General features: G+C 69.6%; 15 protein-coding genes. 7 read left to right on the forward strand and 8 right to left on the reverse strand.

Going from position 1 to position 15,668, the window contains the following annotated elements; all coding sequences use genetic code 11:
• Positions 1-15 precede the first annotated feature (15 nt).
• On the forward strand, positions 16-1,353 hold the full coding sequence (locus OG507_RS23600) for an MFS transporter (RefSeq protein WP_327369185.1): 1,338 nt from the start codon (positions 16-18) through the stop codon (positions 1,351-1,353).
• A gap of 18 nt (positions 1,354-1,371) precedes the next feature.
• On the opposite strand, the gene OG507_RS23605 is transcribed toward OG507_RS23600, so the two are convergent.
• Positions 1,372-1,977, reverse strand: coding sequence for a flavin reductase family protein (locus tag OG507_RS23605; protein WP_327372063.1), 606 nt, complete (start codon positions 1,975-1,977; stop codon positions 1,372-1,374).
• Between the two features lie 198 nt (positions 1,978-2,175).
• Between OG507_RS23605 and OG507_RS23610 the strand changes: the two genes are divergently transcribed.
• Entirely contained in the window at positions 2,176-3,129 is a 954-nt protein-coding gene (locus OG507_RS23610; protein ID WP_327369186.1) for a hypothetical protein, read from the forward strand.
• Between the two features lie 372 nt (positions 3,130-3,501).
• Positions 3,502-4,401: a hypothetical protein gene (locus OG507_RS23615; RefSeq protein WP_327369187.1), complete on the forward strand. Its 900-nt coding sequence runs from the start codon at positions 3,502-3,504 to the stop codon at positions 4,399-4,401.
• A 34-nt stretch (positions 4,402-4,435) separates the two neighbouring features.
• Here OG507_RS23615 and OG507_RS23620 read toward each other — a convergent pair whose 3' ends face one another.
• From OG507_RS23620 to OG507_RS23645, 6 genes are all read right to left on the reverse strand, one after another.
• A complete protein-coding gene (locus OG507_RS23620) occupies positions 4,436-5,281 on the reverse strand; it encodes an enoyl-CoA hydratase/isomerase family protein (protein WP_327369188.1) in 846 nt (281 codons plus the stop codon).
• A 31-nt stretch (positions 5,282-5,312) separates the two neighbouring features.
• Positions 5,313-7,541 carry an acetate--CoA ligase family protein gene (locus OG507_RS23625; RefSeq protein WP_327369189.1) on the reverse strand — a complete coding sequence of 743 codons (2,229 nt, stop codon included), beginning with the start codon at positions 7,539-7,541 and terminating at the stop codon, positions 5,313-5,315.
• Between the two features lie 239 nt (positions 7,542-7,780).
• Positions 7,781-8,860: a methyltransferase domain-containing protein gene (locus OG507_RS23630; protein WP_327369190.1), complete on the reverse strand. Its 1,080-nt coding sequence runs from the start codon at positions 8,858-8,860 to the stop codon at positions 7,781-7,783.
• Positions 8,857-9,831, reverse strand: a complete 975-nt coding sequence (tgmB, locus tag OG507_RS23635) for an ATP-grasp ribosomal peptide maturase (RefSeq protein WP_327369191.1) — start codon at positions 9,829-9,831, stop codon at positions 8,857-8,859. The genes OG507_RS23630 and tgmB overlap by 4 nt, the downstream gene beginning before the upstream one ends.
• Positions 9,831-10,052: a hypothetical protein gene (locus OG507_RS23640; protein ID WP_327369192.1), complete on the reverse strand. Its 222-nt coding sequence runs from the start codon at positions 10,050-10,052 to the stop codon at positions 9,831-9,833. Before OG507_RS23640 ends, tgmB begins: the two co-directional genes overlap by 1 nt.
• A gap of 240 nt (positions 10,053-10,292) precedes the next feature.
• Positions 10,293-10,808, reverse strand: a complete 516-nt coding sequence (locus tag OG507_RS23645; RefSeq protein WP_327369193.1) for a hypothetical protein — start codon at positions 10,806-10,808, stop codon at positions 10,293-10,295.
• 291 nt (positions 10,809-11,099) lie between these two features.
• Between OG507_RS23645 and OG507_RS23650 the strand changes: the two genes are divergently transcribed.
• From OG507_RS23650 to OG507_RS23665, 4 genes are all read left to right on the forward strand, one after another.
• Entirely contained in the window at positions 11,100-11,972 is an 873-nt protein-coding gene (locus OG507_RS23650) for a helix-turn-helix domain-containing protein (protein WP_327369194.1), read from the forward strand.
• 5 nt (positions 11,973-11,977) lie between these two features.
• Positions 11,978-12,193: a DUF397 domain-containing protein gene (locus OG507_RS23655; protein WP_327369195.1), complete on the forward strand. Its 216-nt coding sequence runs from the start codon at positions 11,978-11,980 to the stop codon at positions 12,191-12,193.
• 502 nt (positions 12,194-12,695) lie between these two features.
• The gene (locus OG507_RS23660) at positions 12,696-13,574 is read left to right on the forward strand and encodes a helix-turn-helix domain-containing protein (RefSeq protein WP_327372064.1); all 879 of its coding nucleotides are present in this window, start codon (positions 12,696-12,698) and stop codon (positions 13,572-13,574) included.
• A gap of 49 nt (positions 13,575-13,623) precedes the next feature.
• The gene (locus OG507_RS23665; RefSeq protein ID WP_327369196.1) at positions 13,624-14,211 is read left to right on the forward strand and encodes a Uma2 family endonuclease; all 588 of its coding nucleotides are present in this window, start codon (positions 13,624-13,626) and stop codon (positions 14,209-14,211) included.
• A 49-nt stretch (positions 14,212-14,260) separates the two neighbouring features.
• On the opposite strand, the gene OG507_RS23670 is transcribed toward OG507_RS23665, so the two are convergent.
• Complete coding sequence (locus tag OG507_RS23670) at positions 14,261-15,667, reverse strand: FG-GAP and VCBS repeat-containing protein (RefSeq protein WP_327369197.1); 1,407 nt, start codon at positions 15,665-15,667, stop codon at positions 14,261-14,263.
• Position 15,668: the final 1 nt, after the last annotated feature.

A 15,668-nucleotide genomic window follows, 5' to 3' on the forward strand; every position in this document is an offset into this window, starting at 1 on the left:
CCCAAGCTGAGTGACGTGACCGAGACAACCGAAAGCGCCGCCCGGGACGACGACCGGCAGGCCATCCCCGCGGCCCCCGGCCGACGCCCCCGACGGCGCATTCACCGCGCCTGGATCGTCGCCGTAGTCACCTTCGTGACGATCGTCGGCGGCGCCGCGTTCAACTCGCTGCCCGGTCTCCTCATCGACCCGCTCCACACGGAGTTCGGCTGGTCGCGCGGGGAGATCGGACTCGCCGTCTCCATCGACATGGCGCTGTACGGGCTCACCGCGCCGTTCGCCGCTGCGCTGATGGACCGCTTCGGCATCCGCCGGGTGGTGGTCGTCGCCCTGTCGGTGGTCGCGGCCGGGGCGCTGGCCAGTGTGTGGATGACGGCGTCCTGGCAGCTGATGATCTACTGGGGGCTGCTCGTCGGCCTCGGCACCGGCTCCATGGCGCTGGCCTTCTCGGCGACGGTCACCAACCGCTGGTTCACCGCCCGGCGCGGCCTGGTCACCGGCATCCTCACCGCGGCGGGCGCCTCCGGCCAACTGGTCTTCCTGCCGCTGTGCGCCTGGATCGTCGAGGAACACGGCTGGCGCCCGGCCTCGGTGACCGTGGCCCTCGCCGCCCTGATCGTCGTCCCGTTCGTCTGGCTCCTGATGCGCGACCACCCGGCGGATGTGGGCCTCGCCCCGTACGGCGGCTCGTACGTGGAGAAGCCGGCGCCCGCCCGGGGCGCGGCGGCCCGTACCGTACGCGTCCTGTTCGACGCCGCCCGCACCGGACCGTTCTGGCTGCTCGCAGGCACGTTCGCGATCTGCGGCGCCTCGACCAACGGCCTGATCCGTACGCACTTCGTGCCGTCGGCCCACGACCACGGCATGCCCATCACGGCGGCCGCCTCGCTGCTCGCCGTCATCGGGGTCTTCGACATCATCGGCACGATCTTCTCCGGCTGGCTCACCGACCGCTTCGACGCCCGCCGGCTCCTCGCCGTCTACTACGCGCTGCGCGGCATCTCACTGCTCTTCCTGCCGATGCTGATGGCGCCGACCGTGCATCCGCCGATGGTGTTCTTCATCGTCTTCTACGGCCTCGACTGGGTCGCCACCGTCCCGCCGACGCTGGCCCTGTGCCGCGAGCAGTACGGCGAGGACAGCGCGATCGTCTTCGGCTGGGTCCTCGCCTCGCACCAGGTGGGCGCGGCGCTGGTGGCATTCCTGGGCGGCGTGGCGCGCGATGTGTTCGGCTCGTACGACATGGTCTGGTACGCGTCGGGCGCACTGTGCGCCACGGCTGCCCTCATGTCACTGGTGATCCGGCGCCGCCCCGAGACGGCGGTGGCGGCGGCCGTGGCGGCCGTCCGGTGACGGACCCGGCCTTGCCGGTCACTCGGTGAACCGGCCGAACACCCCCCGGTGGAACAGCAGCGGCCCCGCCCCGTCCGCCGCTCCCAGCGCCTCCACCCGGCCGACCACGATCAGATGGTCGCCCCCGGTGTGGACGGCCTGGATGCGGCAGTCGATCCAGGCCGGTACGGAGTCCAGCAGCGGCGACCCGGTCGCGGGAGCCGCCCCGTACGTCACCCCGGCGAACTTGTCGGCCCCGCTCACCGCGAAACTCCGGCACAGCGCGCCCTGATCCGCGCCCAGGATGTTGACGCAGAACGCTCCGGCGCGGGCGATGCGCGGCCAGGTCGTCGACGTACGGGCGACCATGAAGGTGACCAGCGGCGGGTCCAGGGAGAGCGACGCGAACGACTGGCAGGCGAACCCCGCGGGGCCGTCGGGGTCGTCCGGGTCGTGGGCGGTGACGACGGTGACGCCGGTCGCGAAATGGCCGAGCACGCGCCGGAAGTCGGCCGGATCGACCGGCCGCCGCTCGTTGTCGGCGACGGCCCGCAGAGCCGGGCGCGGCAGCGGCTCGACCGGCGCCGGCCCTGCGGTGGTGGCGGCGCCGACGGACCTGAGGTACCGGACGGCGGTGGCGGCCATGCCTGCGTGTCCCATCACGCCTCCCATTGAAACTGACGGAGCGTCAGACAGGAAGAGTGGGGGTGAGGGTTCCGCGCGAGGGACAGCGAGGGACAGCGTGCGGCGGTGAGCCGGGCCGCGGTCGGGTGCGCCTTGCCGGTGCGTCTTGCTGGTGCGTCTTGCCGGTGCGCGAGGATGCGTGCAGGGAAGGGGAAGCACATGCCGAGATCAGCAGGGGGAGACGCCGAGGCGACACCCGGAGGCGCGGAGGCGTCCCCGGGACTGCCGGACCTGTGGACAGGACGGTCGATCCTGGCGGGCGCGGGCGCGCTGTTCACGGGGACCGTGCTCGGCTTCGAGATCGCGGGGTTCGCGGAGCTGGCCGTTCAGGCGCCCGCCCCGCCGGACGGCCCCGCAAAGGCCTTGCTGGTCTCGCCGTTCCTCGTCTGCTTCGGCGGCCCGTTCGCCCTGCTGGCGAGCCTGCTCGTCGTGCTGCCCACGGCCTCCACGGCGCGCTGGGCGAGCGGCCGGTTCACCGGCCGGGACGTGTGGTGGTGGGTGCCGGTCGTCGCCGTGGTGCCGGTGACCGCAGGAGCGGCGGCCTTCGGCATCACCCGCCGTCCGGGCCCCGGCCTGCTGACCCTGAGCTGGCCGGCCGCCGCGGTACTGCTGACGGGTGCGGCCCTCCTGGCGCGCGACGCCGCGCTGCACGGAGGCCGGCTCCGGCGCACCCTCGGCCGCGGCGCGCTCGCCGCCGTGGTCGTGTTCGGGATCGGCGCGGCCGTGTTCGCCACCGGACTGGTCGCCGAGTACCGCCCGCCGAAGGTCGACGCCGCGCAGCTGGTCGGGAACTGGACCGACGGGCAGGGCGGCACGCTGCGGCTGGCCGCCGACGGCACGGCGCGCGCCGACACGCTGACGGACCACGACTCCGCCGTCGAACACGGTGCGGCGCTGGAAGCCGGGAAGCACCCCTGCTCGGGGCGGGGGACATGGTCCTACGAGCCCGGGGACACCACCACGTGGGGCCAGAGCGTGCGGCTCGACATCGAGGGCTGCTCCTTCAGCGGTGACTCCGACGGCTGGCGGATCAGCGGCACGCCGGACCGGCCCGAACTCAACCGGGAGTACGGCGATCCGGACTCACCGGACTGGTACACGCTCAGCCGCTGACCGGGATCGGGGCGTACGCCGACGGTCAGCTCCCGGCGGCGTACGTCACGAGTGTGGGGTGTCTGTCACGGGCTCTCCCCCTCCCTTCCGCAAGACTGTCTGGGTCGAGCTTGTCCTCGCACGTACTGCCGCCACTGAGCGGCGACATGGCGTTGCGTGCCGTCAAAAGCCCTTAAATAGCAGGGCAATTGCCCTGTTGGGGTCCACTCTGCCTCTCACCACCCGCAAGGATGAGATTTGCCAACTGGGTAGTAATTAAGGCGGGTTGTCCGGCATATGCTCACGGCGGTGATCAACTCCGGACCTGCGACGGCCCCTGGCCGCCGGAGCGGCCACTTCCCTCCGGCAGCTCGACAACTCTAGGAAACCCACATGGTCAGCTCGTCCCACGAGGCGATGCATCGCATCTTCCAGGAGTACCCGGGACTGTTCTCCCGCGTCTCCGAGGTATTGGGGGTCGAGATCGGCCCACCCGCCTCGGCGACCGTCATGCCCACGGATCTCACGGAGAACCGGCCTCTCGAACGCCGTGTCGACACCCTGTTACGCATCGACATGGAGGACGACCGGTCCTACCTGCTGGCGATCGAGGCCCAGGGCAAGAAGGACCCGGAGAAGCCGGCGAGCTGGATGTACTACCTGTCGTACCTCCAGGCGAAGTACAAGCTGCCACCCATGCTGCTGGTCGTCTGCCAGGACCGGGCCACCGCCGAATGGGCGGCGCGCCCGTTCTCCGTCGGCCACCCGCAATCGCCCGTGCTCACGCTGCAAGCCCTCGTCGCAGGCCCGCACAACATGCCGGTGATCAAGGATGTGGCCGAAGCCCGCAAGGACCTGGCTCTGGCCACGCTGGCCGCGATTACACACGCGGGCGATCCGGACATCGATGCCATACTGAAGACGCTGTCGACTGCTCTGCGTGACGTACCGGAAACCATCGCCGACCCCATCGTCGAACTCACCGCACAGGGCCTGGGCAACCGCCCGGCCGCACAACAGTGGAGGAACCTGGTGGCCGTGGACCTTTCTTTCTACAAGTCGTCCCTCTCGGAAGAGATCCGGGACGAGGGCCGTGCGGAGGGCCGCACAGAGGGCCGCGCGGAGGGCCTTGCGCAGGCAATCCTGCTCTTCCTTGCTCAGGCCGGCATCGACGTACCCGATGAGGCTCGCGAGCGCATTACAGGATGCACCGACCTCGACACCTTGAGCCGCTGGCTTCTGCGCGCCCCCACTGCCACGTCCATCGAGGACGTCTTCGCCGAAGGGCGATGAGGCGGGGGCGAGGACGTGAGCGGCTCCGGAGCCCTCACAGCCCCCGGTACTTCGGCGTACGCCGCTCCATGAAACTCGCCACGCCCTCGCTCGCGTCCTGTGTCGTCATGTTGATCTCCTGGGCCATCGCCTCGGCCGCAAAGGCCGTCGCCCGGTCGGAGTCCAGGGAGGCGTTGACCAGCTGTTTGGTGAGGGCGATCGCACGGGTCGGGCCGTCGGCCAGGCGCTGGGCCCAGGCGTGGGCCGTCTCGGTCAGTTCCTCGGCGGGGACCACCCGGTTGACCAGCCCCAGGCGTTCCGCCTCCGACGCCGGGAGCGAGTCGCCGAAGAACATCAGTTCCTTGGCGCGTTGCGGTCCGATCAGGCGCGGCAGCAGATACGTGCCGCCGCCATCCGGTACGAGGCCGCGGCGTACGAACACCTCGATGAACTTCGCCGAGTCGGCGGCCAGCACCAGATCGCAGGCGAACGCGAGGTGGGCGCCGATGCCCGCCGCGGTTCCGTTGACGGCGGCGATCACCGGCTTCTCGCAGTCCAGGACCGCGGCGATCAGGCGCTGAGCGCCGAGCCGGATGGTGCGGGCGACATCGCCGGGCACCCGGTCGCCCGTCGTCCGGGCGCTGGTTGCCGCGGCGCCGCGCAGGTCGGCGCCCGCGCAGAAGCCGCGGCCGGTGGCGGTGAGGACGACGGCCCGGACCGCCGGGTCGGCGGAGGCTTCGGCAAGCAGGGCGATGACGCGTTCCCGCTGGTCCCAGGTGACGGCGTTCATCGCTTCGGGGCGGTTGAGCGTGATCCAGGAGACGCCGTTGTCAGTGGCGTGGAGTACCAATGAATCAAGCGGGTCGGCGGACCCGGTGGTGTCTTCGGGGGAGGACGGCATGAGGTGGCTCCTTGGCAGGTGGCGTGGCCGGTCAGCGGCAGACGGCGAGCGCGTCCAGCGCGACCGCGCCCTGCCCCCGCCCCAGCACCATCAGCGGGTTGATGTCCAGCTCGGAGAGGTCGTCGCCGAGTTCCAGTGCCATCCGCTGCACCCGCAGTACGACCTCCACGAGCGCGTCCACATCCACCGGCGGACCGCCGCGTACGCCCTCCAGCAGGGCCCGGCCACGCAGTTCGGCCAGCATCGACCGCGCCTGGTCCTCGCCGAACGGCGGCACGCGCACCGCCGCGTCGTGCAGCACCTCGACGAGTACGCCGCCGAGGCCGACCGTCACCGTCGGCCCGAAGAGGGCGTCGTGCGTGACACCGATCATCATCTCGACGCCCCGCTCGACCATCTGGCAGACCAGGACCCCGTCCAGCTCGACGTCCTCGTACCGCGCGATGTCGGTCAGCTCGCGGTACGCGTCCCGCACCTGGCTGGCGGAGGTGAGCCCGACCTTGACCAGGCCCAGCTCGGTCTTGTGCGCGAGCCGGGCGCCCGACGCCTTCATGACGACCGGGTAGCCGACCAGCCCCGCGGCCCGGACGGCCGCCGCGGCGCTGGTCACCAACTGCTCGCGCGGGACGCGGATTCCGTACGCCCGCAGCAGCTGCTTCGCCGCGTGCTCGCTCAGCTGGTGGCCCGGGCGCATCAGGGCCTGCGCCTTGCGGAACGAGGGCGACGGCGTGCGCGGCGCCTCGTCGAAGGGGGAGCGGTAGGAGGCGGCGAACCGGTGGTGGTTCAGATAGGCCTTCACGGCACCGATGCAGTTGCCGAAGGTACGGAAGGTGGCGACGCGGGACGAGCCGAGCAGCGTCGTGCGGTACGCGTCCTCCGTACCGACGGGCGAGCCCCACACCACGCACACCAGCTTGTCCGTGGTCTCCGCAGCGTCGACCAGATCCTGCGCGAGCCGGTCGCTCATCGGGGGGAAGGGGCCGGTGATCGGACAGATCAGCACTCCGACGGCGGGGTCGGCGAGGATCGCGTCGATGATCTTCCGGCCGCGCCAGTCGCCGACCGGATGCCCGCCGTTGTCGACCGGGTTCGCCACGTTCAGATAGCCGGGAATCCACTCGTGCAGCTCACGCTGCTTCTCCTCCGACAGGGTGGGCAGCTTCAGCCCCGCCCCGGTCGCCAGGTCCGAGAAGTGCGCGCCCGTGCCGCCCGAGATCGAATACACGACGACGCCGTCGGCCTGCGGCTTGCGCGCCCGGGCCAGCAGGGCCGCGGTGTCCTGGAGTTCGTCGAGCCCGTCCACGCGGATCACGCCGAACTGCCGCATCGCCGCGTCCACCACCTGGTCGGCGCCGGTCAGCTTGCCGGTGTGTGACGCGGCGGTCCTGGCCCCCGTCTCCGTACGCCCCACCTTGACCGCCACCACCGGAACCCCGGCCCGCGCCGCCCGGTCCGCGGCCAGCAGAAAGGAGCGCCCGTCCTTGAGCCCTTCCACGTAGCAGGCGATGGCCCCGACCTCGGGGCGCTGCGAGAAGTACGAGATGAAGTCGGCGGTCTCCAGATCCGCCTCATTGCCCGTGGGTGCCCAGTGGGACAGCCGCACGCCCAGCTCCTGAAGGGCATAGACGGGGCGCCCCTGGTGGCCGGACTGGGTGATCAGCGCGATCGCCGGCCCGTCGAGATCGTCCCGGAACTGCTGGAAGGCGTTGAGGTTGGTGTTCGGCCCGAGCAGCCGCAGCCCGGACCGCTCCACCGCCGCTGCCAGCCGCGCCTGGGCGGCGGCGCCCTCCTCACCGGTCTCGGCGAACCCGGAGGCGAAGGCCACCGCGAACTTCACCTTGGCCTGCGCGAGCTCCCCGATCACCGGGAGCGGGTCGCCGACCAGCAGCACGGCCAGATCGACCTGCTCCGGCAGATCCGCGACGGAAGGAGTACAGGCCCGCCCGAACACGGACTTCCGTCCGGGATGCACCGGATACAGCCGCGCCCCGACCCGCTCGGCCCAGCCGATCAGCTGCCGTGTGATCCCGGTATTGGGCCGCCCCTCGGTATCGGACGCGCCGACGACGGCCACGGACTCGGGCCGGAAGAACCGGTCCAGATCCGGCACGGGTGCGTGCAGCGGGCGGCCGCTGACATCGAGATCGCCCTCCGCGGCGGCGGCCGCCATGCTGTGGACAATGGCATGCGGCTCCTCGCCGCAGGCCACCACCCTGGCGCGGAAGTGCGTGGTGAGGGTGCCGTGAGTCGATCCAAGCATCGTTCCGCCCACTCCTGCTCGAAGTCCGTCGGGTGCCCGTGCCCGGCCAGCCCGAAGCTGACGCCATGTCAGATTACTGAACTGACGCCCCGTCAGGAATGGGCGTGCAGGCAAAGGCTGGTCGGAGCGCACGGAATCGCGTAGCGGGGCGGGGAACGGCCGACTTTCCCACCCCGTGCCCCGTGCAAGTGGTTCGAGGGAGGGCCCGTTTCGCCCGTCCCTTCAGCAGCCGAAGGAGGTCAGAGCAGAGCCCAGACCGGGCCGTCCGGCGCGCGATACCAGGCGTGCTGGCCGTCAGGGGTGATCGTGAGCCCGAAGTCCTCGCGGTCGGGGGCGCTTTCCGGGAAGACCGAGGCAAGTTCCTCGACCATGTCCCAGAGCCGACGAGCGCCGATCTGCCTCACCTTGCCCCCGACGTGGGCCGTGGCCGTGGAGCCGTCGTCCGTCCACAGCCCCACACCGGTCAGGTCGCCCTGGTCATCACGCCAGGAACACGAGCGGTATCCGGGGAGTGCGAGCGACAGCGGGAACTTCAGCCGGTCGAGCACGTCTCTGGCCGGAACCGCGGTTTTCTCGACCGGCCGAACTGCCAGCCCCGCGAAGTCGGGCTGCACTTCGGACGTACGGCGTGGCATGAAGAACGCGGGTGTCGAGAGGAACCGTCCGGCCGCCTCGCCGTTGTCCGAGACAACCACCCTCGCCACACCGAAACCGATGGGGGCGACGATCACCGCGTGCTCACGTACCTGGGAGAGGAGCGGGGGCGGGATGCACCGAAGCCCGGCCGTAGCGATGATGCGGTCATACGGTGCGCGAGCCGGGTAGCCCTCGGTGCCGTCCCCGGCGAACACGAGCGGGTGGAGGCGGCTTTGGGCCAGCCGCTTGCGGGCGAGGACCACCAGGTCGGGATCGACGTCCACAGTCACCACGTTGTCATTGCCCAGGCGCGATGCGAGCAGAGCAGCGTTGTACCCGGTACCGGTGCCCAGCTCGTACACCGTGTCGTCGACCTGCGCGTCCAGTGCGTCCAGCATGGTCAGCATCAGCTGTGGCGCACTCGACGACGAGGTGGGGACGCCGTGCTCATCGAGTTGCGTCGTCAGGGCAGTGTCCGAATACACGGCCTCCAGATAGCCCGGATCGGCGGCAGACACTTCGTTCCACTGCCCTCGCTCGTCCTGTCTGTGGAAGACGGGGATGAAGCGTTCCCGTGGCACGTCGGCGAACGCGGTGAGCCATTCGTTTGAGCGCCCCTCGCAGAGGGCCGCAGCGAACTCGGCGCGCAATTCGGCCGCTGCGATGGTGTTCCGTGCGCTCATGCAGTGGTCCCTTGCAGATAGTCGGCGTGTGCCGCCGCGATGGGTAACCCGGTGCGATTCTCGACCCATGACCAGGTGCCGGCCGGGTTGTTCTCGAAGAACACCCACTCGTCCTCGGGGGTTACGGCGAAGTCGAACGAGCCGAAGACGATTCCGTACGAGGTCATGAAACGGCGTACGGCTGTCGCCACCCCCTCGGGCACGGCAGTCGTGCCGTACTCGATCGACTCATAGTCCGTTCGCCAGTCCGTGCGCGCCTTCACGGACGTGCCGACGAGAGTGCCCGCGAACATGTTGCCGTCCACGACGACGAGACGTACTTCGTACTGCTTCGGGATGGCTTTCTGTATGTAGTGCGCGGTCAGGCGAATGCTGTCATCGAAGTCGGCGGCGTCGATCCGGTGGGTTGCGACCATCAGTTCTCGCCCTTCGCCCGTGTTCAGGCGACCGCCGAGGACGGGCTTGCAGATCAGCGGGGCGTTGAGCTGCTCGGCGAAGGCGCGGGCCGCCTCCGGGTCATTCGTAATGATGCTGTGCGGCACCCTGAGCCCCGCGCGCGTGGCTGCGACGAGTTGTTGCGGCTTGTGAACGGCGATGCGGTCGGAGTGCGGGTTGTTGATCCAGCGGACAGGGAGTGCCGAGAGCAGGTTCAGCATCGCCGCGTCCGCTTGGTTCTGCGCCCAGGTCGCGTACGGCTCATTCACGGTGTCGGCGATGACGGGACGCCCGGGCCGCCTGTAGTAGACGGACCGGACGTCCTCCAGCCGCACCGATCGGTGCCCGTCGTCCAGCGTTCCCTCCCACCCCGTGACTGCCGGATCGTGCCTGGCGGTCACGGATACCTTCTGCGGGAAGTCGGCGGAGTCGAAACGCATCACGGGGACGTCCCGCTGATTCAGTTGGTCCACAACCATGTCGGCGGAGGCATCCAGCTGTTCAGCGACGACGAGCACAGGTCGGGCGGCCGTCATCAAGAGGCCGGTGCGAAGTAGGGGTCGGACACGTCGTCGCCCTTGCCGTCCAGGTTCGTGTCCGTGGTCGAGGCGGCATGGTCGGCGGTGTGCCAGGGCGTTCCATCTGCCTGGACGTTGAGCTGGCGCCCTTCGTCCCAGACGACTCCTTCAATGGACGTGGTGACAAGGCACGGGCGATCCGCCGCGCGGGCGGCGAACGGGATCGTTGCTGTGGTCATTGATCCTCTCCTTTTGTGTTTCCGACCTCACCGGCATTGGCTCGACGAGGAGTTGCGGAGCCTGCCCGATCGCGGGCTGCCACGCGATCCGCCGCTTTCGGGCAGGAGTCTTTGTCAGTCACACACTCGTGAGCGGTGCGCGGGGCATGCCTGAGCCTCGTCACCGCAATACCGCCATGACCAGCGAGCCGCCGAGGACGGTGAGGCAGATGATGTACGCGATCTGCCGGGAGAGTTCGCTCACGCCCCGTCCTTCGGAGGCATGGCTTCGCGTTCCGGCGCGAGGCAGTGGCGGTTCAGGTCGGCCCTTCCGTCTTCGGTGCTGTGGGGGAGTACGTCCAGCGGCGCCCGAACGGAGAGGTGAGCGGGGCCGGCAGTCACCGCCTGTGCCTTGTACTCGGCGACCAGTCGTCGCAGCATTCGGGCAAGGTCGCGCAGGTACTGGTAGGCGCCGAAGACGAGGACGCTGTCCCGTGGAGCGGCTGCGAGGAGCTGGTCAACCTCCCATCGGCAAGCGCGTGTCGCGGTGGTCTGCTCGCGGCCGAGAGTCTTTTCGGCGAAGAGGCTGATTCGCCCGCGCAGCTTGGCCGTCCACTCGTCGATCTCTTGGCGAGTGGTGGTGCCGAGGCGGAGCTTGAGGGCGTCATCGGCTGCTTGGTCCGCGGTTTCGACGTCCAGGGGGAGGTCGGTTGTGCTGGGACCAGCGGCGGCGTTCGCGGCCGGTCCCAACGGCCGACTTGTCGTGGTATCCGTCATGGGGGCGGGCTCCTGGCGCTGGGGTATCGGGGGGTGGGCACGCACGGGGGCGTTCCGCGCGCTGTCGGTTGCTCGGTGCGCTCTATGGGCAACTGCTAGTAATCGTGGCAGCGGAGCCGATACCGTGGAAGTGCTGCAGCGGTTTTCTGCGAGCGACTTTCTGCGTGAAGTCCTGTGCTGTAGCAGCCTGTTCGCGTTCCCGGGTGGAGTCTTCTGCTGCGACGCAGAACGCTCCTTGCGGCAGCGGGACATTCTCCGTCACACTGGGTAACACGCGCTGGGAGGCAGAAGATGATCACGGATGCAGAGTCGGCGACGCCCGCCCTCTGCCGTCTGCAGTTAGGGCGCGAGCTCCGTCAACTCCGGCAGGAAGCGGAGCTGACATCTACTCAGGTAGTACGCAAGTTGCTGTGCAGCCCGTCGAAACTGACACGGTTGGAGATGGGCGAAAACGCGGTCGTGGAAACGGCTGATGTGATGGCGCTCTGCGAGATCTACCAGGCGGCCCCGGAGAAGCGTGCCCTGCTGCTCGGGTACGCCGCGGTGACCAAGACGAAGAAGGACTGGTGGCAGTCGCCTGAGTATCGGCCTGCCATCGCACCGAGTTTCAAGGCGTACCTGGGGCTGGAGGCAACGGCTCAGGCACTGCACAACTACGAGGGCGAGTTCGTGCCGGGCCTGCTCCAGACCGAGGACTACGTCCGCGCCATCCATCAGCGTGCGCACGAAGGGTTGTCGCACGACGAGATCGACCGGCTTGTCGCGGTGAGGATGACGAGGCAGGAGGCACTGCATCGGGAGTCAGCGCCGTTGAAATTTGCGGCGATCATCAACGAGGCGGTTCTGTACCGTCAGGTTGGCGGGGCAGCGGTCATGCGTGCTCAGGTAAGGCACATGGCGGAGCTGGCCACACATCCGGCGGTTCGGGTGCAGGTCGTCCCTTACAAGACCGGCGCCCACGCCGGGATGAACGGCGCCTTCACGTTGCTCCGATTCGACGACGCGCAATCGATCGTCTACCTGGAGAACCTTGGCGGTGCGTCGGTCACGCGCAGGCGTGCGGACGTGACCCTGTATGAGGAGGCGTTCACGGACCTCCAGATTCTTGCCGTGGGCCCACAAGAGTCACTCGGCATGATCAGAGAAGCGATCAAGGAGCATTGATTTACATGACCACTCATGCCGCGCTGACCGGTGCACGCTGGTTCACGTCGAGCTACAGCAACGACCAGGGCGGTCAATGCGTTGAGAGTGCCCGGCTGGGCGGGTCAAGGATGGCCGTCCGTGACTCCAAGGACCCGGAGCAGGGGGTTTGCGTCTTCCCGGCCGCCGCCTGGCTCGCGTTCATCGATGAGGTTAAGGACGGCGACACCGTTGCGTCGTGACTCCTGACAAGAAGGCCTCTGCCAGAAGCTTGAACTTGAGCTGGCGGGGGCCTTCGTTGCGTCAGCGGCCCGGGTTGGTGTGCCAAGGCGTGATCCTGCACGAAGAAGCGTTCAGAGACTGGGCGATGCTCGCCGGCCGCTGAGGCGCCGACTCCGCACTTGTCCCGCGCAAGCCGGTCCGGCCCGGCTCGATCCCGTACCGTGACCGGCTCCACCGGGTCGTGGCAGTCGCGACCCGGTGAGTCACGACGCGGTGGCCCGAGACGTGGTGGGCCGTGACGCGGTCGTGCACGACATCAAAGATCAAGAACCGGGGAAATCACCCTTCCCAACCCCACCCTGCCTCCCTTCACTCACACGGGTGAGGTTTGCCAACTCGGCTGGAATCCCGGCCGGTTGGCTGGCATATGCTCGCCCCACAACCCCAGACATGCGACGGCCCCCGGCCGGGACTGGCATCCCGATCGAGGGCCTGACCAACGAGGAAGAGAAGACCTTCCCGATGGATACCCAGCAGATTAGCGCGCCCTCGCGCACCCCGTCATCCGGTGTCGTGCACAGCAACTCCCGGCACACCAGCCGCTTCACGGTCGTGGGCAATCACCTCACCCAGCACCGCGAGCTGTCCCTCACCGCGATCGGGCTCGCCGCCCACATCCAGTCGCTGCCCGCCGGGGCGAGGATCGGCATCAGGTTCCTCGCCGAGCGCTTCCCGGAGAGCGAGGCCCGCATCGCCGCCGCCCTGCGCGAACTGGAGGCCCACGGCTACCTGGAGCGGACCCGCGAGCGCCTGCCCAGCGGCCGGGTCGTGACCCGCACGGTCTCGTACAACCGGCCCACTCTCGCTGCGGCCCCTGTCGCAACACCGCAGCGGCGGCCGCAGACGAGGCCCATCCGCCGGGCCCCCGAGCCTCTTCCCCCGGCGCCTGCGCCCCAGCCGGATGCGGAGAAACCCGCCGTCACCCACGTACCGCCACGCCCGTCGCTTCCCCAGCCGCAGGTTCCCGACCTCGACCGTCACCGCGCGGCCACCGACCTCCTCGCGGACCTGCGCCGCCACGAACCCCGGCTGCTGCTGGCCGAGGGCGACATCCGCCGGCTGGCTCCCGCCGTTGCCGCCTGGCTCGAACGGGGCGCCCACCCTGACGCCGTACGCCGCACCCTCGCCGCCGACCTGCCCGAGCCACTGACACGCCCGGCGGGCCTCCTCGCCCACCGCCTGACTGCTCTCCTGCCACCCCCGCTCCCCACCGCTCCGGTCAGGGAAGCCGTGCCGCGCCCGGAGCCGCTCCAGAACTGCGGCGACTGCGACCGAGCCTTCCGGGCACCGGAGCCGGGTCGCTGCCGCGACTGCCGAACCGATCTGATGGAGGCCGCTTAGCATGAACGTGACGACCCTTGCCCCCGGGCACAGACGAGGAGCGCACGCCATGGCCATCGCCCCGGACGACGCACAGCGGGACTCGGTCCACTACCTGGCCATGCGCGACATCGTCGAGCAGATGCAGGACAGCGTTCCCGGCAAATTCGAGATCACCGAAGAAGGAATCGTCCACGACATGATGGCGCCCGTCGGACCTCATGAGCTGACGGCGCTGCGCGTTCGGAAACGCCTGGAAAAGGTGATGCCGGAAGAGCTGGTGGCTCATACCGGCACTCCTGACGTGGAGGACACGCCTCGGGGCATTCTGCGTCACCCGGACATCATGGTGATCGCCGAGGCGGACATGGAGGTTGTGAGTTCAATCGATCCCCGTACGCTCATTGCCGCCATTGAAGTCGTCTCACGGTCCAACCCGGACAACGACTGGGTGAGCAAAATGCGGGACTACCCCCTGCTCGGCATCCCCGTCTACGCGATCTTCGACCCCCGCACGGGCACGGGTGCCGTCCTCTCCGACATCCACCCGACGCCGGAGGGCCCGCGTTACGCGGTCCGCAAGGACTTCGTGTACGGCGAGGACGTCACCATCGGCGAGTGGACGATCTCGACGGATGCGCTCCCGCGGTTCGTGTGACGTCCGCGCGGCTTCAGGTGGCGTCGAGGTGGTCGAGGGGACGCCGACGTCAGCGGTGGAAGGCGGAGCCGAAGTGGGCGCCGGGTGCGGGGGCGGCGAGTGTGCCCGGTCCGAAGCTCACCGACCCGGTCGCGGTGACTCCGGAGGCGGCGCCGGGGAAGACCCACATGGACCCGGTGCCGCTGTTCTCCTGCGGTGCCGAAACGGCGACGTACCCGCCGACGACGGCGGTGCGGCTGCCGAACCGGTCGCCGTTCTCTGCCGTACCGGGCACTCCTGCCGTGTTCTGGCTGAGGACCTGGACCCTGGTGCCGGCCAGACCCGTCGCGCTCCCCCTGAGGACGGCGAAGGTGCCGGCGTCGGTCCGGTCGGCGTGGTCCTCGCCAGGGATGCCGGTGACGACGTCGGCGTAACCGTCGCCGGTGACGTCGCCGACGGAGACGTCGGTGCCGAAGCGGTCGCCGTTCTCCCCCGTCCCGGGGACGCCGGTGGTGTTCTGGCCGATCAGCGCGGCCCGGGGCGCGAGCCCGGCCGCCGTGCCCCGGACCACGCCCACGAGACCGCCGCCCGCCGCCGTGCTGCGGCCGAAGACGACATCCTGACGGCCATCGCCGTCGATGTCGCCGAGGGCGATGCTGTCCGCGGACACGGTGTCCGGGTAGGCGATGAACGGCCCTGCCACCAGGCCGTCCTCGGTGCCCTTCAGTAGTTGCAGATGGGGCGGCGGGATCGCTCCTCCATCGTCCGAGTCCCACGAACCGCTGCTGACCACCAGGTCGGTTGTGCCGTCGCCGTCCACATCGCCCGCTTCCATCGCGTGGATGCGGACGTCCAGGCCGACGAGGGGTCCGGTGCGGGCCGGGCCACCGGTACGGCTGAAGGGCCCGTACCGCATCTGATAGGCCGTCGCCAGGTCCAGGTGTCCGTCCCCGTCGAAGTCGCCGGCCCGGGTCCGCGCCCCGCCCTGGCCGATGTCGGTGGCGATGATGAGCCCGCCCACGCTTCCCCACAGGACGGTTTGCCGCCCGACGTCACGCGCGCTGCCGATGTCCTCGCCCGGGGTTGCGACAACCAGGTCGGTGAAACCGTCGCCGTCCAGGTCGGCCGCCGTGAGGTGGCTGCCGAAGTGGTCACCCGTCTCCGCCGTACCGGGGACTCCGTAGCGGTTCTGGCTGATCACCTGGTGCTTGACGCCGTTGGGGCCCTCGGCCATGCCGTAGACGACGGCGAAGTACCCGGCGCCGGACCTGCCGTTGACCGTGCCGCCCGGTGCGGCGACCGCCACGTCGGTGTATCCGTCACCGTCGAAGTCGGCCCGCACGGACGCCGCGGCGTCGGCGGCGAGGGCGCCCACCGGGGCGTTTTCGGCGTAGGACACCGCAGGGGCCGCCCCCGTCACGGCGATGACGGCGGCGACGACAGCGGCGGCGGCCAGGTTGAATCTCCGTGAGGACAAG

The sequence above is a fragment of the Streptomyces sp. NBC_01217 genome, from assembly GCF_035994185.1.
GTDB lineage: Bacteria > Actinomycetota > Actinomycetes > Streptomycetales > Streptomycetaceae > Streptomyces.

Coding starts and splice junctions, on each gene's coding strand:
- OG507_RS23605 (WP_327372063.1), bottom strand. CDS start 1,977: ATGGCCGCCACCGCCGTCCGGTACCTCAGGTCCGTCGGCGCCGCCACC.
- OG507_RS23610 (WP_327369186.1), top strand. CDS start 2,176: ATGCCGAGATCAGCAGGGGGAGACGCCGAGGCGACACCCGGAGGCGCG.
- OG507_RS23615 (WP_327369187.1), top strand. CDS start 3,502: ATGGTCAGCTCGTCCCACGAGGCGATGCATCGCATCTTCCAGGAGTAC.
- OG507_RS23620 (WP_327369188.1), bottom strand. CDS start 5,281: ATGCCGTCCTCCCCCGAAGACACCACCGGGTCCGCCGACCCGCTTGAT.
- OG507_RS23625 (WP_327369189.1), bottom strand. CDS start 7,541: ATGCTTGGATCGACTCACGGCACCCTCACCACGCACTTCCGCGCCAGG.
- OG507_RS23630 (WP_327369190.1), bottom strand. CDS start 8,860: ATGAGCGCACGGAACACCATCGCAGCGGCCGAATTGCGCGCCGAGTTC.
- tgmB (WP_327369191.1), bottom strand. CDS start 9,831: ATGACGGCCGCCCGACCTGTGCTCGTCGTCGCTGAACAGCTGGATGCC.
- OG507_RS23640 (WP_327369192.1), bottom strand. CDS start 10,052: ATGACCACAGCAACGATCCCGTTCGCCGCCCGCGCGGCGGATCGCCCG.
- OG507_RS23645 (WP_327369193.1), bottom strand. CDS start 10,808: ATGACGGATACCACGACAAGTCGGCCGTTGGGACCGGCCGCGAACGCC.
- OG507_RS23650 (WP_327369194.1), top strand. CDS start 11,100: ATGATCACGGATGCAGAGTCGGCGACGCCCGCCCTCTGCCGTCTGCAG.
- OG507_RS23655 (WP_327369195.1), top strand. CDS start 11,978: ATGACCACTCATGCCGCGCTGACCGGTGCACGCTGGTTCACGTCGAGC.
- OG507_RS23660 (WP_327372064.1), top strand. CDS start 12,696: ATGGATACCCAGCAGATTAGCGCGCCCTCGCGCACCCCGTCATCCGGT.
- OG507_RS23665 (WP_327369196.1), top strand. CDS start 13,624: ATGGCCATCGCCCCGGACGACGCACAGCGGGACTCGGTCCACTACCTG.